This window comes from Protofrankia sp. Cj5 (assembly GCF_917627405.1).
GTDB lineage: Bacteria > Actinomycetota > Actinomycetes > Frankiales > Frankiaceae > Protofrankia.
Genome location: NZ_CAKJTO010000009.1, coordinates 1 through 18,196, shown reverse-complemented (window position 1 = coordinate 18,196; position 18,196 = coordinate 1). Strand labels below are relative to the sequence as shown.

The following is an 18,196-nucleotide window of genomic DNA, read 5'->3' as shown; positions in this document are numbered from 1 at the left end:
AACATGTCCGGTACATATGGTGCGGCGAGATCGGTGCCGCGTCCGGGCTGGGTTCATACGCTCCGCGGTGGGGACGAAGGTGGAGCGGTGAGCGTGGTGTTCGACGGCAGCGGCTACCGCCAGCGTGTGCTGGCGGAGCTGCAACGCCGGTCCAATCTCGATCTTGAGGACCCGTTCTTCGTGGCTGCGCTGGACCCGGCCGTCGTTTACACCGAGGCCGAGGTACGCGCACACCTGGCCCGCGTCATCGCGTTTTTGCAGCGGCAGCGGAACTCGGCACGGTACGCGACGTTGGCGGCGGCACTGGTCCGGCGGAGGGCCGAGTGGGAGGCGCCGCTACTGGACGCGCACAGCCGTGAGCAGGCCCGGCTTCGCGTGCTGGCCGCACGCCGCAGCGGGGATGCCGAACGGCTGGCCAAGGTGGCTCGCAATCTCGCTACTGTGCGTGAGCGTTTTGGTGGGGTTCCCCGGTCTCGAATTGCGGGGCTGCGCCGGCTGGCGTCGGCTGACGGGGTGACCACCGAACAGTTCGACGCGATCCTCGCCGGTGAGAAGGTGATCGAGGATGGTTCCGGCGATGAGGCCGAGCCACTCGCGCCGGGGCTGCGGCGCCAGATCCGTGATCGCCTGATCGAGCTGCGGCAGCTACGCGACGGAGATCGAGCTGGCACCGCGTCCCTGTGGGCGTTGCTGGGTGTTCCAGCCGACTCCGTGCCGGCCCGGATCCAGGCTGCTTACGACCTCCTTGTCGAGGGTAATCAGCGGCGTCCGCTTGACCGCGAGAAGACGGTGACCGCCGATCTGCTCGCGCAGGTGCGCACCAGGCTGCTCGACGGTGATCCGGCCGCCTACACGGCCGGGCTGATCGCCGATGCCCGCGACGAGATCCGGCCGAAGGTCGAGGAACACGTCGTTCTCGATGGTGAGCTGGGGCCGGCCGCTTTCGAGGGGCTGGTCCGGGAGGTCCTAGCGGCCGGGCGGGGGCTTTCGGCGGCACAGGCGAAGGCCGTGTTGCTCGGTATCGCCCGGGAGCTGGGCGCGGCGGTGACGACCGGTGCCGTCGTCGACTACGTTGTCTGTCCGTGTTGCAGCCGCCCGGAGCCGGTGGACGGTTCACGCGTCTGTCGTTATTGCGACGCCGAGCTCTACACCGCGTGTCCTTCGTGCGGCCGGGCGACCGAGGCCGCCGCGGCGGCGTGCCGGTTCTGCGGGCACAGTCTGCGCCAGGCCCGCGAGGCGGCTGATGCCCTCGCCGCGATCCGTCGGGACCTGGAGAACGGCCATCCCAAGCACGCCGGTGAGCTGCTGGCTGAAGCGCGCTCGGTGCTCGTGGCGGTGGGTGGGCAGGCAGCCCGCGCGGCCGAGGATCTCGACGCGCGGCTGCGGGCCGCGCTGGCCGCTGCCGACGCCGGGTGGCGGGCACTGGTCGAGTACCGCGAAGCCCGCTGCGAGGACGCCGCTGCCGACGGGGCCCGTTGGCTCGTCGCCCAGGCATCCGATGTGCCCGGTCCGGACGGGCGTTCCGCGGATGAGGTGCTTGCCGAGCTCACCGCCCACCAGGAGGTCATCCGCCGCCGGGTCGACGCGGCGCGGGCACTGCCGCCAGCCGAGCAGGAGAACGCGCTGGCCGCGGTGCTCGCGACCGTGGCTGACAGCAGGGCGGCGCTGGCCGCACTGGCGGCGCTGCCACTCCCGCCGCCAACCGAGCTGACCGCGAGCAGCGAGGACGGTGCCGTGGTGCTGCGCTGGCGGGCCTCTCCCTCGGCGCTTGGGCCGGTGTCCTACCGGGTGGTCAGGCTGGTGGGGGAGACGGGCGGCCCGGGGGGAGCAGCGCCGGTTGAACGCAGCCTGGGTACGACTCGGTCCACCGAGCTGTCCGATGCCGGAGCCCCGGCTGGGGTGATGGTTCGTCACGAGGTGACGGCGATCGTGGGCAGCCGGCGGTCGGTAGCGGTGCGTACGCCCGGTATCGTGGTGGTGCGGGATGTAGCGGGCCTGCATGCGGAGCAGACCGGTGCCGATGTGAGGCTGTCGTGGCGGCTGGACGGCCCCGTGGACGCCGTCACAATCGATCGGACCGTGGACGAGTCGTCGCCGGTGCTGGTCCCCATGCGTCGGATCCGGGCGAGCGCCGGCCAGTATGTCGACACGGCTGTCCAGGCCGGTGTCACCTACCGCTACTGGGTGTATGTCGAATATCGGGATGTGGACGGGCAGCCCTCCCGGACCGCCGGCTCGGGGATCACGATTACGGTGACGCCACGCCCGCCGCTGGTACGTGATCTGGCGGTCACCACCGTCAACGGGCAGACCGCGTTGCGCTGGAGCAGCATGCCGGACACGCATGTGCGGATCTACGCCGTGCCGGCGGCGGGCCCCGGGTCGGCGTCTCCGGTCGGGGCCGAGGGCGCCGAGATCGACTTGGCGAACATAGCCGAGCGGGCACGGCTGGTTGGGTCGAGTGGGGACGGCCACTTGGTGGACCCCCTGGCCGTCGGAGAGCTGGAGTACACACCGGTGGCCGTGCGCGATGGCCGGGCGGTGGCCGGCCGTGGCGTGCGGCATCTGGTGGTCGAGCGCATCCGGGAGCTGCGTGCGGACGACCGTGGCGAGGAGATCGTGTTGTCCTTTCAGCTGCCATCGGGGATTACCGAGGCCCGTGTCCTGTGGCGCCGGGACCAGTTCCCGACCGGGCCGGACGATCCGAGCGCCTTCCAGGCGAAGGTCACCAACGCCAGTCTGGAGATCAAGGGAGGGTGGCATCTCGCCGCGCCGCGTGACGGTTCGCCCTACTTCGTCGCCTGCTATCCACTGGTGCGTACCGGCGGGACGCTGCGTGCGGCCGCGCTCGGTACGGCAGTTGTAGCCCGCTCGGCTGCCCAACATGAGCCGCATGAGCCGCATGAGCCGCATGAGCCGCATGAGCCGCATGAGCCGCATGAGCCGCATGAGCCGCACGACCATCACGACCGGGAGATGACGGTCACCTACACCCTGGCCCGGTCTGGCTGGCGCCGCCGCACCCTGCGCGTGCAGATCAGCGCGGACGGGCCGTTGCCGGCGATGGTGCTTGTCGCGCGGCCGGGGACGACCCCACCGCAGGCGAACGAAGATGGGCACCCGCTGGCGCGGGTGTCGGCGGTGCCGGCGACAGCCGCGCGCACGCTCGAGGTCTCGCTCGAGGGCGCGGAGCTTCCCTGGGGGGTACGCCTGTTCCTGAGCTCGCCGGAGAACGCAGCCGCAGCCGCAGCCGCGGCCGCGGCGGTCGGCGGGATACCGGGTGACAGGGCCCCCACTGGGGTGATTCTCCGTCATCCGCCGGACGAAGCCCTGATTGTCAGGTGAATCGCTTGCGCCGTGCCAATGATCATCAAGGCCTCCGGGCGGGTTTTCGTGGGAGCTCTCGAAGAGGTGACCAGCGGGCCCGGTCGCTGCCGATCGGGTGGCGGTGGGTGGCCGCGGGCCTGGTACTGTCCGGCATCGTCGCCGCTGCCGGAGTCCTCGCCATCGGGCCGGCGCTCCGGAATCGCGGTTCACCACCGGTCACCGGCTGGGATACCCGGGGAAGGCTGTCGGGCCTGCCCTGGCTGTCCGGCGTGCACCTGGCGAACGAGCTGGCGCCCTATCTGGCCTTTGGCGCGTGGCGGGACCGGCCGGTCGACGTGGCGCTCGTCTTTACGAGCCGGGACAGGGGGTGGGGCCCGATATCCGAGCCCGACTGGCCGGTGGACGACTTCGCGGCTTTTCCGGGGAAACTGGTCATCAGCCAGCCGACGTTTCCGGAGGGGCAGGGGAGCAATGCCGCGTGCGCCCGCGGCGCTTATGACGAGCACTGGCGGAGATTCGGCTCCTTTCTCACGCGCAAAAACCGGGCTGACTCCATCGTACGGATCGGCTGGGAGTTCAACGGGATGTACATGTACTGGCATGCGGACGCCGACGCCAGGAATTTCACGGAGTGTTTTCGTCGGATCGCCGTTGCCATCCGTTCCGCAAACCCGAAGGTCAGGATTGACTGGACGTTCAATGCCCACAGTTCCCCGGTACCGGCGAGCGGGAATCCATGGGACGCCTACCCCGGTGATGCCTACGTTGACGTCGTCGGTATCGACGCTTACGATCACTACCCGCCGGTGCGGGACGAGGCGGCGTGGCAGCGTCAGTGCGACAGCGTCAACGGTCTCTGCGATCTCATTCGGTTCGCTCGTGCGCATGGCCGGAAAGTCGGCGTGGGTGAGTGGGGTGTCACGTCTTGTGGCGGTGATGCTGGCGGCGACAACCCGTTCTACGTCCGGAAGATGTATGACAGTTTCATGACGAACGCGGACGTGATCGGCTATGAAAGTTACTTTCACGACTCGTCGCCGGACAATGTGTGTTCGACGATCATGTACGGTGGGCGGAACGCTCGGTCGGCCGCTGAGTACAAGCGGCTGTTCGGCAGGTCGTGACGGACCCGGTTGAGTATGTGATCCGGCGACTGGGTGAAATGCGGTCGTCCGCTGGATGACAGCGGTGGGGAAGTTGCCGGACAGCCATTCCACACGGCCGGCGGGCGATGTACCGTCTGGCAAGCCTGACGGCTGACGGCTGACAAAGGATGACGATGATAGGGGGTTCGCTGGGTGCGTCACTTCGGTTTTCTGGACGCGGACCGGACGGACGCGCTGTTTCACCGGTTGCCTGAGGAGATCCTCCCGGATGGGGACCGCCGGCTTGTGGCAACGGCGCTGGGCGCCACCCTCTACGCCCCGGGCACGCGGCCGACGCTGGCCGCGGATGTCCGTCGGCAGGCCGCGGCCGGGGTGACGTCGATGGTGCTCTGCCTGGAGGACGCCATCGCTGACCACGAGGTCGCCACGGCCGAGGCGAACGTGGTCGCCGCTCTTCGTAACCTGGGGGAAGATCCACCGACCGCTGGCGGCGGGCCGCCGTTGTTGTTCGTCCGGGTCCGCGACACGGAGCAGATACCGCTTCTGACCGCACGTCTTGATTCCGCCGCGGCCGCGGCGTTCGCCGGATTCGTCCTGCCGAAGTTCAGTCCTGAAAACGGAGAGCCGGCGTTGGCGGCTGTGTCGCGTGCCGCCGAGCGGCTCGGCCGGATGCTCTGGGCGATGCCCGTGCTGGAAAGTCCGGAGGTTATTTTCAGGGAGACTCGCGCGGCGGCGCTGTCGGGGGTCCGGGAGCTCGTCGACAAACACGCCGATGTCGTGCTGGCGGTCCGCTTGGGCGCCACCGACCTTTGCGGGCTGTTCGGGTTGCGACGGAATCGGGACCTGACCATCTACGACATCGCGGTGGTCCGTGATTGCATCGCGGATATCGTCAACGTGTGTGCCCGTGGCGGCGACCACGTGGTGAGCGGGCCGGTATGGGAATATTTCGCTCAGCCGGAGCGCCTGTTCGTGAGCGCGCTGCGGGTCACGCCATTCGAGGAAGCTGATCTTGTCGATGACAGTGCGGACGGTGCTCGCCTGCGCCTGCGCCTCGTCTCCGCCGATCTTGATCGGCTCATCCGCGAGGTGGTGCTTGACAAGGCGAACGGATTGCTGGGCAAAACCGTGATCCACCCCAGTCATGTGCCTGCCGTGCATGCGCTGCATGTTGCCAGCCACGAAGAGTACGTGGACGCCATAGCGATTCTCGCGGAGGACGCCGGCGGGGTACGGCCGAGTTGCTACGCGAACAAGATGAACGAGCTGGGACCCCATCGGATCTGGGCGCAAGGGGTGCTGCGGCGGGCCCAGGCCTTCGGTGTCCTGCGGGAGGGCCACACGTTCGTCGACGTTCTGGCCGCGACCGGAGTGTCGTGACGTTCCGGTGACACGCGGATTGTCCCGGATGGCAACAGCGGTGAGGGCGGAGGTCGTGTGAGCCTGGCGGATCACCTCGGGCAGTCTTCGAGCGGCCCGAACTGGCTGTGGGACGAGCTGGGGCTCGATATCAGGATCAGAACCGACACGCTGGGCAGGGGCCTGCACGGGCTGGTCGGGCTTGCGTTGCGGCGCAATCCGCTGCGGGCACATCTGCTGGTCAGCCGAGTACTCGGCAAACATCTTCCGGTGCCGCCACGGGAATCGCTGGCGGCTGGTCGGCTGCTGGCGGCCCGGGTCCGCGAGGACTCCGCTGGGCTGGGGGGTGCGCTGATGACGGCTGGGCCACTGGTGGTCGGTTACTGTGAGACGGCAACCTCGCTTGGGCATGCGGTGGCGGACGGCATCGCGGGTTGTGACTATCTGCATACCACTCGTCGGGTGGTACCCGGCGCCACCACCCTGCTCGACTTTGACGAGGCACATTCCCATGCCACCTACCACTGGCTCATGCCGACCGATCCCGAGGTGGTGCGGGCGCCGCGTCCGCTGATCCTGGTGGATGACGAGCTCTCGACCGGCCGGACCGCGCTGGGCACGATTCAGGCGCTGCACGCCTTCGCGCCACGGCCCTCCTACACCGTGGCGACGCTGTTCGACGCCCGGCCGCCGGAGTCCCGGCGTGCGTTCAACGAGCTCGCGGACCGTCTTGGTGTTCCGGTGCGGGTGGTGTCGCTGCTGTCCGGAGAGCTGGTGGTGCCGCACGACGTAGCTCTGCGCGCGCAACGGCTTCGGGCCCGCCATGGCGGTGACCCTGTCGGTGCGGCCGCGCGGGAGCCGTCCACCTGGCGTCATCCGGTCCGCTCCGTACGGCCTGACTGGCCGGCCGAGCTTCCCGACGGTGCGCGCCACGGTTGGTCGCAGGCGGACCGGGCACTGCTCGACGCGGTCGTGCCGGCGGTCGCCCGGGAGATTGCGGCGGTGCTGACCGAGCCGTCCGGACGCGTTCTGCTGCTTGGCACGGAAGAGCTCATGTACACACCGTTGCGAATCGGGGTCGCGCTCGATGAAATTATCTCGGGCGCGGTGCTTTACCACTCGACAACGCGTTCGCCGGTCTACCCGATCGACGCCGAAGGCTGTGCGATCCGCTGCGCGCTGACGTTCCCGGCGCCGGACGACCCCACCCGGATGAGTCATGTCTACAACGTCCGGCCGGGCCTGTACGACGACATCGTGGTCGTGGTCGATTCGGTCGCCAACGGCGGGCTGGCGGAGGCCGACGTCGCCGGGATGGTCGGGATGCTGCGTCGGTGTGCGCCGGTGACCGTGGTCACGATTCCGGCCCGAGGCCCGGACAGGCGTCCGATGACCTGGCCGACCGGGCGTGTGGCAGGGGGAGCGAGTTGAGCGAGGGTACGGTCCTGGGAGCCATTCCGGGCACGGTGGGTTCGGGGTCCTACGATCCCGCGGATGTGGTCTTTCTGCTGAAGGATCTCAGTGACATCCCGCTGGAGCGCCCCACTGAAGACCGTGAGGAGGATTTCTCCAAGGGACGTCACTACGCTGAGGATCTGCCTGTCGAGTACGAACCCTCGGATTCCTATCTTGCTCTTTTCGAGGATGCCCTCACGCGGTCGGCGGAACGGGTCGCCACCGCGGTCGGTATAGCCACCGAGCTTGTGCTTGCAAGCAAGGATAAGCCGGTTATCGTATCGCTCGCGCGGGCCGGCACGCCCGCCGGAATCCTCATGCGGCGTTGGGCCCGGTGGAAGCACGGGCTCGAGCTGCCGCACTACTCGGTCTCCATTATCAAGGACCGGGGGCTTGACGAGAACGCGTTGCGGTGGATCCTGGACCGCCATGCCCCCCATGCGCTCCAGTTCGTCGATGGCTGGACGGGCAAAGGCGCTATCTTGAAGGTCCTGCAGGCTGCGGCGGGGCAGTTCGGTGTGGACAGCTCCATGGCGGTGCTCTCGGATCCGGGCCACTGCACGTCGGTTTACGGCACCCGGGACGACTTCCTCATCCCGCACAGCTGTCTGAACTCCACGGTCAGCGGCCTGGTGAGCAGAACCGTGCTGAATTCCGCACTGATCGGTCCGGCTGACTTCCACGGGGCGAAGTACTATCGGCACCTGGCTGACCGGGATTATTCCCGCCGGTACGTCGACACCGTTATGGCGGCCTTTCCCGCCGCGTCGGACGCGGTCGCGCATGGGCTGCGCCAAGCGGAGGACCGTACCCCGACCTGGGCCGGCTGGCGCGCGGTCGAAATGCTGGCGAAGGATTATGGAATCACGAACATCGGCCTTGTCAAGCCGGGGGTCGGTGAGACGACAAGGGTGCTGTTGCGACGGGTGCCCTGGAAAGTCGTTGTCGCACCCGGCCGGTTGGCGGAACTGGCTCATATCCTCTCGCTTTGTGCGGCCAAAGGGGTGGCGGTGGAGGAAAGGGCGGAGCTGCCGTACTCCTGTGTCGGGATCATCCGGCCGACCGACGGCCGGCCTGACCGGGCGTTGTTCAACGTGCCGTCCTGACATCCGATGGGTACCGATCCGTGGACACGTTCCAGGTCGCTCAGTATTTTCGTGATCAAATTCCGTTGTCTGATCGGCCCGCGGGCTCGGGTGACATCGCGCAGTTCCGCGACGGTGGTCAGGCGTTGGTGTACAGCGGCGGCGAGGACGGCATGGGAAACCTGTGGCCGCGCCGCCCAGTCGGCCATATCGACAACGGAACGGGCCAGCCGGGTCCGCGGCGGATACGGTCGCGGACACACGTCCGCGGGGCCGAGCTGAGCGCTGTGGCGAATGACGACGCCGGGGCGGGGGCCCGGCCGTCGCCCCGGCGGTACAAGAACGGTGACGCTCTCCTCGTCAAAGCCGTGCAGGCCCCCCAGGGCCGCCGCGCAGGCACCGCCGAGCACAGCTCCGGGGCCGATGGACTCGAGCGCGCACCACAACAACTGCATACGGGTGAGCGGCCCGGGGCGTGTCACGAGCACCCCGGGCAGGGGCCGCTGCCATCGGCCGGATCTGACCCGCCATCGAATCGCTGACCGGGTCGTCCCGGCCGCGACAGCGGCGCGGATCGAGATGACGCCACACTGGTGGTCGGCTGTCTTCTGCCAGGAGCGCTGACCGGGGTCCGGGGCCATGCCCACGAGCCTCGCCGATTGGTCCGCCGAACGGAACGCCACCCGGCGGGCTGTGGAAAAGTGGCGGCGGGCTTCCCCGGATGTGGACGGACGGCTCATCTCCTGCGCTGCCGAGTGCCATCGGTACTGGGTCAGCCCTTGTATATCCCGATGATCAATAAAATGATCGCGATCGCAAACGCGCTCTAAGAGCGCCCGGCAATAGGGGACGCGGCGGGCGGGGCCAGGGCACGCACCTCGCGTCATCGCTCCCCGTCCATCGCTGCGCGATGCACGGGTACCCCGGCTCGTCGGTCGCCACCCACCACCTCCGGTGGCTGTCTCCGCCGCCTCACGATGCACGCACCCCAGCCCCGCTCCTTTAAGCGGCGCGAGCCGGACAGCTGGCTTCCGAAACGCCCTAGCTGTCCGGGTCGTCGAGACGGGCCAGATAGGTGGCCAGTTCCTCGACCGCGTCCTCGTACTGGGGATGCAGGTCGACGAACGCACGCAACTCGTCAGCGAGCCAGTCGAGCGTCACGGTCTCCTCCCCGCGACGCGCCGACAGCTCCTCAATACCCCTGTCGGTGAAGTACACCGTCAGCTCCGGTTTCCAAGTCCCAGCCTCGTTTCGGGCGTTCTTACGCGGTGAACGCAGCCTCGATCAGCGCTTTCTGTTCCTTCTCGTGCACGGAGGAGGAGCCGGACGCCGGAGCGGCCGACGCCTTACGTGATACCCGGCGCAACCGCAGCCCCGCCGGCAAGGCATCGGGCAGGTGGATGGCCATGTGCGGGTAGGCGCCCTGATTGGCCGGCTCCTCCTGCACCCAGACCACGTCGGCGAGGTTCGGGTAGGTGCTCAGGACCTCCCCGAGCTCCGCGACCGGCGTGGGGTAGAGCTGCTCGATCCGGACGAGCGCGGTATCGGTGATCTTTTTGCTGGTCTGCTCGGCCAGGAGGTCGTAATAGACCTTTCCGCCCGACAGCAGTACTCTCCGGACGTTGCTCCGGTTGTCGATCTTTGTGTCGTCGATTACCGGACGCCATGATCCTGTTGTCAGGTCCTCGACCGTCGAGGTCGCGGCCTTCAGCCGCAGCATCGACTTGGGAGTGAACACCACCAGCGGGCGTCGCACCGGTGAGAGCGCCTGCCGGCGCAGCAGGTGGAAGTAACTTGCCGGGCTCGACGGAGCGGACACCAGCATGTTGTTCTCGGCGCACAGCGACAGGAAGCGTTCGATGCGGGCGGAGGAGTGGTCCGGGCCCTGCCCCTCGTAGCCGTGCGGGAGCAGAAGGCCGACCGAGTTGCGCTGGCCCCACTTGGCCTCGCCCGCCGCGATGAACTCATCGATGATCGACTGTGCCCCGTTCGCGAAGTCGCCAAACTGGGCTTCCCACAGCACGAGCGCTTCCGGGCGAGCCACCGAGTAGCCGTACTCGAAGCCCATCGCCGCGAACTCGCTCAGCAGCGAGTCGTGGACGTAGAAGGTGCCGGCGCCCTCCTCGGCCTCCAACGACTTCAGCGGGCAGTAGTCCTCGCCACTGTGCCGGTCGACCAGAACGGCGTGCCGCTGGCCGAAGGTACCGCGCCGGCTGTCCTGCCCGGCAAGGCGGATAGGCCGGCCGTCGAGCAGGACCGAGCCGAAGGCGATGGTCTCGGCGCACGCCCAGTCGATCGTCCCAGTCGCGATCATCTGTGCCCGGCGCTCGAGCTGCGGGCGCAGCCGCGGATGAACGGTGAATCCGGCCGGCAGGGCGGTCTGGGTATCTATGATCATCTTGATGGCGTCCAGCGACACGGCGGTGGACACGGCGGCAGCCGCCGCGGCCTCCGCTGGAGTCGTCACCAGCCGAGGCCCGTGAGCTGGGCGTTGGCTGGTGTCACGGGTCTCGGCGAACGCCTTCTCCAGCTGTACCGAGTAGCTCTTCATGGCCTGTTCGGCCTCGGCCAGGGTGATGTCACCACGGCCGATCAGCGCTTCGGTGTAGAGCTTACGGACCGACCGCTTCGTGGCGATCGTGTCGTACATCAGCGGCTGGGTGAACGACGGCTCGTCCATCTCGTTGTGCCCGCGCCGCCGGTAGCACACCATGTCGATGACGACGTCCTTGTGGAACGCCTGCCGGTACTCGAAGGCCAGCCGCGCGACTCGTACACACGCCTCGGGGTCGTCCCCGTTCACATGGAAGATGGGGGCCTGCACCATCCGGGCGACGTCGGTCGCGTATACCGACGACCGGCTGGCGATCGGTGACGTGGTGAACCCGACCTGGTTGTTGATGACGACGTGCACGGTCCCGCCGGTGCGGTACCCACGCAGCTGCGAGAGGTTCAACGTCTCGGCGACCACGCCCTGGCCGGCGAAGGCGGCGTCCCCGTGGACGAGCACCGGCAGCACCGTGAAGCCCTCGGGACCCTTGTTGAGCATGTCCTGCTTGGCCCGGGTGACACCTTCCAGGACCGGGTCGACCGCCTCCAGATGGGACGGGTTGGACACCAGCGAGATCGGCACCTGGCGACCGTCCGGGCTGGTGTAGATGCCCTCCGCGCCGAGGTGGTACTTGACGTCGCCCGAACCGTGCGCCGTCTGCGGGTCGACGTAGCCCTCGAACTCGGCGAAGATCTGCCGGTAGGACTTGCCGACGATGTTCGCCAGCACGTTCAGCCGGCCGCGGTGCGCCATTCCGAGGGTGACCTCGTCCATGCCCGCTTCAGCGGCCCGCTGGAGTACCTCGTCGAGCAGGGGGATGGCCGACTCCGCGCCTTCGAGCGAGAATCGCCGCTGGCCCACGTATTTGGTCTGCAGGAACGACTCGAACGCCTCGGCCGCGCCGAGCCGCTCCAGGACGTGCAGCTGCTCGGCCGGGTCGGGGCGCTCGGCGGCCCGTTCGACCCGCTGCTGGATCCAGACCCGCTCGTCGGGCTCCTGGATGTGCATGTACTCGATACCGACCCGGCGGCAGTAGGAGTCCCGCAGGACACCAAGAATGTCGCGTAGCGTCATCCGGCGGTGGCCGGCGAAGCCGTCGACGGGAAACTCGCGGTCGAGGTCCCACAGGGTCAGGCCATGGCTGATGATGTCGAGGTCAGGGTGGCTGCGGATGGCGAACTCAAGGGGGTTCGTGTCGGCCATCAGGTGTCCGCGCACCCGGTAGGCATGGATCAGTTCGAGTACCCGGGTACCGTGGTCAAGATCGCCATCGTGGGACGAGGTGATATCGGTGACCCAGCGCACCGGTTCGTACGGTATGCGCAGCGAGCGGAAGATCTCCTCGTAGAAACCGTCCTCGCCGAGCAGGAGCTGGTGCATCCGGCGCAGGTATTCGCCGGACTGCGCACCCTGAATGATCCGGTGGTCATAGGTGCTGGTCAACGTGATGATTTTTGAGACTGCCAGCTTCGACAGGGTTTCGGTGGACGCCCCCTGGAACTCGGCCGGGTACTCCATGGCGCCGACGCCGATGATTGTTCCCTGCCCCTGCATCAGGCGCGGGACCGAGTGCACGGTGCCGATGCCACCGGGGTTGGTCAGGGTGATCGTCACATCGGTGAAGTCGTCGGCGGTGAGCTTGTTCGTGCGGGCACGCCGGACGAGGTCTTCGTAGGTGAGCCAGAACTGGCTGAAATCCATGGCCTGGGCCTGCTTGACCGCGGCAACCACCAGCTGCCGGGAGGTTCCCTTGATCAGGTCGATGGCGAGCCCGAGGTTGACGTGCTCCGGCTCGACGAGGGTCGGCTTGCCGGCGATCTCAGCGTACGAGTGATTCATGGCCGGCGCCGTCTCGAGCGCCTTGACCATCGCATACCCGATCAGATGGGTGAACGAGACCTTGCCGCCACGGGACCGAGCCAGGTGCCGGTTGATGACGATCCGGTTGTCCGCGAGCAGCTTGGCCGGGACCGCGCGTACCGACGTCGCCGTCGGGACGTGCAGGGACGTCTCCATGTTGGCGGCTACCCGGGCGGCGGCACCGCGCAGCGGCGACGTGGGGACGCCGTTCGTCGGGACTGGCACGGCCTGCCCGGATGCCGGTGGCCGGGCAGGCGTGGCCGCAGCCGCGGCCGCGGCCGTGTTGATCACCGTGCCGCGCGGCTGGTCGGTGGGGGTGGCGTCCAGTTGGCCTGGCCGTGGCACGGAACCAGCTATGACAACAGGGGGGACGGGCTCGGCCGTACCCGGCTGCCCGTTCACCTCGCCCGGTTGATAGTCGGAGAGGAACTCGCGCCACTCCGGCGAAACACTCTCAGGGTCCGCGAGATACTGCTGGTAGATCTCAAATACCAGCCACTCGTTGGGGCCGAAGTCGGGTCCGGACTCGGGTACCGTCGGTGCTGTCACGGGGGCGTTCCCCTCTATCTACCCTCTGTTATGGCCCGCCGCGCGGGCCCTTCCGTTGTCGTGTGCTCAGGCTACTCGCAGGCCTTACTTGATCTGTCCGAACGCTGTGACCAGTGAGACAGGCCACGGGCATGGTAAGTGTGCCAAATATGTGGCAGGGACCGTCCTTGCCGCGGGTATCCGCAGGCTACGGGTGGGTGCGCAGGCCTCGCGAGGGGCGGTTGCGCAGACCCCGCGAGCGAGCTCCGCGAGCAGGCGCTGAGACGGGCGCGAAGACACGTTCGTCACCGTGCGAGTATTCCCCGTGTGGCGATGTGGCTCGGGGTCGATGTGGGTGGGACCTTCACCGACCTGGTCGCTGTCGATGACGGCGGCCGGCTGGTTTCCGCGAAGGTGCCGTCGGTGCCCGCCGACCCATCCGTGGGGGTGCTCGGTGCCGTCCGCGGGGCAGGTCTGGCCACCGAGCCTGGGACGGTCGAGCGGTTCGCCCACGGCACCACGGTCGCCACCAACGCGTTGCTGGAGCGGCGGGGTGCGCGGACCGCTCTGGTGACCACGCGGGGATTCGCCGACATCATCGAGATCGGCCGGCAGAACCGACCGGCCCTCTACGATCTCACCCGCCATCACCCGCCGGCGCTGGTGCCGCGCGAGCTCCGTTACACCGTCGTGGAGCGTACCGGTCCCGCCGGTGTGGTCGTGGCGTTGGACCCCGAGGCTCCGCGGCAGGTCGCCACCGCCCTCGCGGCTATTGACGGTCTTCAGGCCGTGGCCGTGTGCCTGCTGTTCTCCTTTCTCCATCCCGAGCACGAGCGCCAGGTCGCCGATGCGCTGCGGAGCGGCCTGCCGGGGGTCACCGTGGTGGCTTCGCACGAGGTTCTCCCGCAGTTCCGGGAGTACGAGCGGTTCGCCACCACCGTCGCCGACGCCTACCTGACGCCGAAGCTGTCGGCTTACCTGCGGGCGCTCGCCCGCCGGTGCGTGGCCGCTGGGCTGCCGGTGCCCCTGGTCATGCAGTCCTCCGGGGGTGTGGTGGATCTTGAGACCGCGGCCGGGCACGCCGCCGCCTGTGTGCTCTCGGGGCCGGCCGCTGGCGTGGTCGGTGCCGCGTACGTCGCGGGCCTGTCGGGCGTGACCGATCTGCTCACCTTCGACATGGGCGGAACGTCCACCGATGTCGCGCCGGTACTGGGGGGACGTGCGCAGACCACCGGCGAGTCGGTGCTGGCCGGTGTACCGATCACCTTGCCCACGGTCGACGTGCACTCGGTGAGCGCCGGCGGCGGGTCGGTGGCGTGGGTGGATTCCGGCGGTGCCCTGCGGGTCGGGCCACGCTCGGCCGGTGCTGATCCCGGCCCGGCCTGCTACGGCCGCGGGGGCGTGGAGCCGACGGTCACCGACGCGGACCTGGTGCTCGGCTATCTGGCTGACGGCGCGAATCTCGGCGGCGAGGTCGTCCTGTCCCGGGCGTCCGCGCAGAAGGCGTTGGCAGGCCTTGGCACGGCGGTGGGAGCGGCGGTGGGGACACCGGGGACGGCGGCCCTGTCGGCGGTGTCCGCGGCGGCCGGCGTGGTGGCGGTCGCCGACGCGGAGATGGTCCGGGCACTGCGGGTGGTCTCGGTGGAACGCGGGCTGGATCCGCGGGAACTGACCCTGGTGGCCTTCGGCGGAGCCGGTGGGACCCATGCCTGCGCGCTGGCCGAGGAACTGGGGATGCGCCGGGTGCTGGTACCGCTGGCCTGCGGCGTGCTTTCCGCGCTGGGCCTTGCGCTCGGCGGCGTCCGCCGGGACTACCTGCGCGCGTTGCGCGGCCCTCTCACCGAGGTTGACCTGACCGCCGCTTTCGCCGAGCTCACCCGGACCGTCCAGGCTGCGGTGGGTACGGCGGACGCCGCCGCGCTCACGGTGGAGCGTCAGGTCGACTGCCGGTACACCGGCCAGTCGCATGAGCTGACGATCGTGGCCGCGTCCGCCTGCGGGTTGACAGAGTCCAGCGGTGCGGTTTCCGCCAGCCGGGTGCAGGCGGGGTTCGAGGCCGAGCACATGCGCAGGTACGGGCATGTGGCACCGGATCGGGAGGTGGAAGTGGTGGCCGTCCGCATGGTGGCGGCACTGCCGGGCCGGCGTCCCCGGCTGACCGCGCCGGCCGCCGATCCCGCCGCGGTGCGTGGCCGGCGCTCTGTTCACCTGGACGGTTCCTGGCAGGAGGTGGATGTCGTGCCCCGCGCGGCGCTGGGACCGGGTGACGGTGTCAGGGGGCCGGCGGTCATCGAGTTCGTCGAGGCGAACTGCCTGGTGCGCTCCGGCTGGACCGCCGAGGTCGACGCGGTCGGCTCGCTGCTGCTCACCCGTCCCTGAAGGCCAGCCTGGCGGGCGCGCGCCGGTCGACGGGTGCCGGGGGCCGGGGGCCGGGGGCCATGGGTGGCATGGGTGGGCGCTGGGGCATGGGTAGGCAGCGATGCTTGAAGGGGTATCGATACCTGAAGGGGGATGCATAGGACTGCAACATGTCAGAAACAGATGTGTCATGTTTCACTGCGAATCTGACGCCCGTGCCACGTGATGACCAGATCGCAGGTCGGGGCTCCTTGTCGGGAAGCCGTCCCGGCCCGGTGGCTGAGGCGGTCGGCCGTCACGAACGGGTCTGTCGTCCGGGGCGCCGCGGGTGGCCGCGGGCGTCGCGGTGGTAGCGCTGTAGTGGCGCTGCAACCGGGCAAGGGAAAAGTAGACGGAAAACACTATCTCCCGTCCACCCCTGAGACAGTCATGTGGGGTCAGGTGCCGACCGCTGAGACACGGCCGGTGCTGAGCGTGGAGTCCGGTGCCACGGTGACGGTCGACACGGTCAGCCAGGAGGGGATCCTCGACGATCAGGGGCGTGACCCGGACGCCTTCTTCGCGCGGTTCGGCGTGTCGACATCCGAGGTCCTCGATGACGCTCGCATGATCGCCGCTTCGGGAATTCCGCATCGGTTCGGTGTGGACGGTCCGCATGTGGTGACCGGACCGGTGTACGTCCGCGGTGCTGACCCCGGCGACCTGCTGCGGGTGGATGTGGTTTCGCTGCACCCGCGGGCCAGGTACGGCGTGGTGTCGATCCGTCATGGCGCGGGGCTGCTCGCCGGGGAGTTTCCCGAGAACGCTCCTCCCGGTCCCGCCGCGACCGCCCGTAACTGGACGGCGTTCCGGACAGCGAGCAGCTTCTGTGCCGTCGAACGGCGCCGGGGCCGGCTCTTCGGCACGTTGGGCGGAGCTGAGGGTCGGAAGGTGCGTTTTCCGCTGTCACCGTTCATGGGAATCATGTCGGTCGCGATCAACGGTGCCGGGCCGCTTCGTTCGACCTCGGTCGGAACGTACGGGGGCGCTCTTGACTGCGGTGAACTCGGTGCCGGTGCCCGGTTGTTTCTCCCGGTAGAGGTTCCCGGCGCATTGTTTGCCGTTGGTGACCCACATTATTCCCTGGGTGCGGGAAAGGCCGCCGCGGTCGCGCTGGAGGGGCCGCTGCGGGCGACCTTCCGGCTGACCGTCCTGAAGGCAGCCGCGGCCGAGGCTGTTCTTGGTGCGCTGCGCGAACCTTTTGTCGAGACCGACACCCATTGGATTACGCTGGGGGCACACGCCGATCTCGCGCATGCCGTCCGCCGGGCGACCCGGTCGGCTTTGCTTTTTCTGTCCACCCGTCTTGGGATGGACCGGGCCGACGCCCTCGCCTATCTGTCCGCGGCGGCTGACCTCGGTATCAGCCGCGCGGCCGGCGAGTTCCAGACGGTGTACTGCCGGATGCGCCGGGCGGACTTTGGTGAGCCGGCCGTCGCCAAACCTCGGCTGGTACGCCCCGCGTTCGCCCGGGCGCTCCCTGCCGCGGACCGCGCTGAGGAAGCCTCCGGCCGCTCCTCGGAGTCCGCCGGTACCGGCGACGCGACTGAGCCCAGGGACGGATCGGAGCCGGCGCAAGCGGTCGTCCCCGATGAGCCGTCGGGCGTGTCCGGCGCAGGGAGCCAGCCGGGCGATCGTGTGGACGGCGGTACTGGGGACGATCCGCCCGGGTAGTCGCGGATGGTGAGCGCGGTGGGGTGGTTGTCGGTGGCGTGCGGTACGAACGTTGAATGGCACTGGAGCAGCGCACACCAACTGACCTTGCGCGGGCCGCTGACACCGGGCGGCTGACATCGGGCCGAGCTGCGGGGCACGCGCGGAGGCCCTGCTGGCGGTGTCGAGTTCGGCGGTCACGGCCAGCTCGGCGCGGGCCATGGTCGCGGGCGATGCCGCGCGGGATGACCTCGCGGTGGTCAGCGGCTGCCCGGCTATCCGGGCTTCCGCCGCCTCGGGATGCCCGCACCCCAGCCCCGCCCTTTGATCCACGCCTCTGTTGCCGGGTCCTCTATCTTTGCTACCAGCGCATACGCTGAATTCAGCGCTATTGTCCACAATAAGGATGAAACGCATACGCGGAGGAGTTTGCCATGCCCTATGCCGTGGACTTCGACACCGTATCGACCGTCGGCCTGGAGTCGTCGCCGGCCGCGGTCGCGCTCGCTGGTCTACGGGCGAACGAAGCCCGGTACTTCAAGAACAAGTACGGCCACGTTTTCACGGTCGAGCCCGCGGACAACGCCGGGCCGACCATCGACTGGGTGAGCCGGATCCTCACAGAAGAACGCGGCATCGTCATCTCCGCTCGCCCGCTCGAGGCGACGACATTCCAGGTCGAGAACATTCGGATGGCATACGTCTTCTACGAGAACGGCCTGTCGATCAATGTGATGTACACCGTCGACGACCGCGGGAAACGAGCGGTTGGGTTCAAGCTCTCCGACGGGATGGAAGTCCCCACGGAGCTCGCCTCGTTCAAGTTCGCTCGGCAGAAGTCGAAGCTGGCCGGAACCATACGCGGTTCCTATTTC

The 18,196-nt window shown here is 68.6% G+C and carries 11 protein-coding genes; 9 read left to right on the top strand and 2 right to left on the bottom strand.

The features are described from left to right. Positions 1–87: 87 nt before the first annotated feature. The 5 genes from MJ777_RS03880 to MJ777_RS03860 all read left to right on the top strand — a co-directional run bounded on the left by MJ777_RS03880 (position 88) and on the right by MJ777_RS03860 (position 8,353). Positions 88–3,345 (top strand): zinc ribbon domain-containing protein, encoded by a 3,258-nt coding sequence (locus MJ777_RS03880; protein ID WP_239373214.1) that lies wholly within the window; start codon positions 88–90, stop codon positions 3,343–3,345. Between the two features lie 107 nt (positions 3,346–3,452). Then, entirely contained in the window at positions 3,453–4,451 is a 999-nt protein-coding gene (locus MJ777_RS03875) for a glycoside hydrolase family 26 protein (RefSeq protein ID WP_239373212.1), read from the top strand. Between the two features lie 174 nt (positions 4,452–4,625). Next, positions 4,626–5,813, top strand: a complete 1,188-nt coding sequence (locus MJ777_RS03870) for an HpcH/HpaI aldolase/citrate lyase family protein (protein ID WP_239373210.1) — start codon at positions 4,626–4,628, stop codon at positions 5,811–5,813. Positions 5,814–5,870: 57 nt separating this feature from the next. Next, positions 5,871–7,223, top strand: coding sequence for a phosphoribosyltransferase family protein (locus MJ777_RS03865; RefSeq protein ID WP_239373208.1), 1,353 nt, complete (start codon positions 5,871–5,873; stop codon positions 7,221–7,223). After that, on the top strand, positions 7,220–8,353 hold the full coding sequence (locus MJ777_RS03860; RefSeq protein WP_239345872.1) for a cysteine protease StiP family protein: 1,134 nt from the start codon (positions 7,220–7,222) through the stop codon (positions 8,351–8,353). Before MJ777_RS03865 ends, MJ777_RS03860 begins: the two co-directional genes overlap by 4 nt. Positions 8,354–9,373: 1,020 nt before the next feature. Here MJ777_RS03860 and MJ777_RS03855 read toward each other — a convergent pair. Both MJ777_RS03855 and MJ777_RS03850 read right to left on the bottom strand, forming a co-directional pair. Beyond that, positions 9,374–9,550, bottom strand: a complete 177-nt coding sequence (locus MJ777_RS03855) for a DUF6104 family protein (protein WP_239310940.1) — start codon at positions 9,548–9,550, stop codon at positions 9,374–9,376. Between the two features lie 43 nt (positions 9,551–9,593). Next, positions 9,594–13,292: a multifunctional oxoglutarate decarboxylase/oxoglutarate dehydrogenase thiamine pyrophosphate-binding subunit/dihydrolipoyllysine-residue succinyltransferase subunit gene (locus tag MJ777_RS03850; RefSeq protein ID WP_239373206.1), complete on the bottom strand. Its 3,699-nt coding sequence runs from the start codon at positions 13,290–13,292 to the stop codon at positions 9,594–9,596. 312 nt (positions 13,293–13,604) lie between these two features. On the opposite strand from MJ777_RS03850, the gene MJ777_RS03845 reads away from it, so the two are divergent. The 4 genes from MJ777_RS03845 to MJ777_RS03830 form a co-directional block, all read left to right on the top strand. Then, on the top strand, positions 13,605–15,650 hold the full coding sequence (locus MJ777_RS03845) for a hydantoinase/oxoprolinase family protein (protein WP_239373261.1): 2,046 nt from the start codon (positions 13,605–13,607) through the stop codon (positions 15,648–15,650). A gap of 420 nt (positions 15,651–16,070) precedes the next feature. Then, on the top strand, positions 16,071–17,342 hold the full coding sequence (locus tag MJ777_RS03840; RefSeq protein WP_308194803.1) for an acetamidase/formamidase family protein: 1,272 nt from the start codon (positions 16,071–16,073) through the stop codon (positions 17,340–17,342). A gap of 160 nt (positions 17,343–17,502) precedes the next feature. Next, positions 17,503–17,649 carry a hypothetical protein gene (locus MJ777_RS03835; protein WP_239373204.1) on the top strand — a complete coding sequence of 49 codons (147 nt, stop codon included), beginning with the start codon at positions 17,503–17,505 and terminating at the stop codon, positions 17,647–17,649. Between the two features lie 106 nt (positions 17,650–17,755). Continuing rightward, on the top strand, positions 17,756–18,196 hold a 441-nt coding region (locus tag MJ777_RS03830), incomplete at its 3' end, for a phage tail protein (protein ID WP_239373202.1).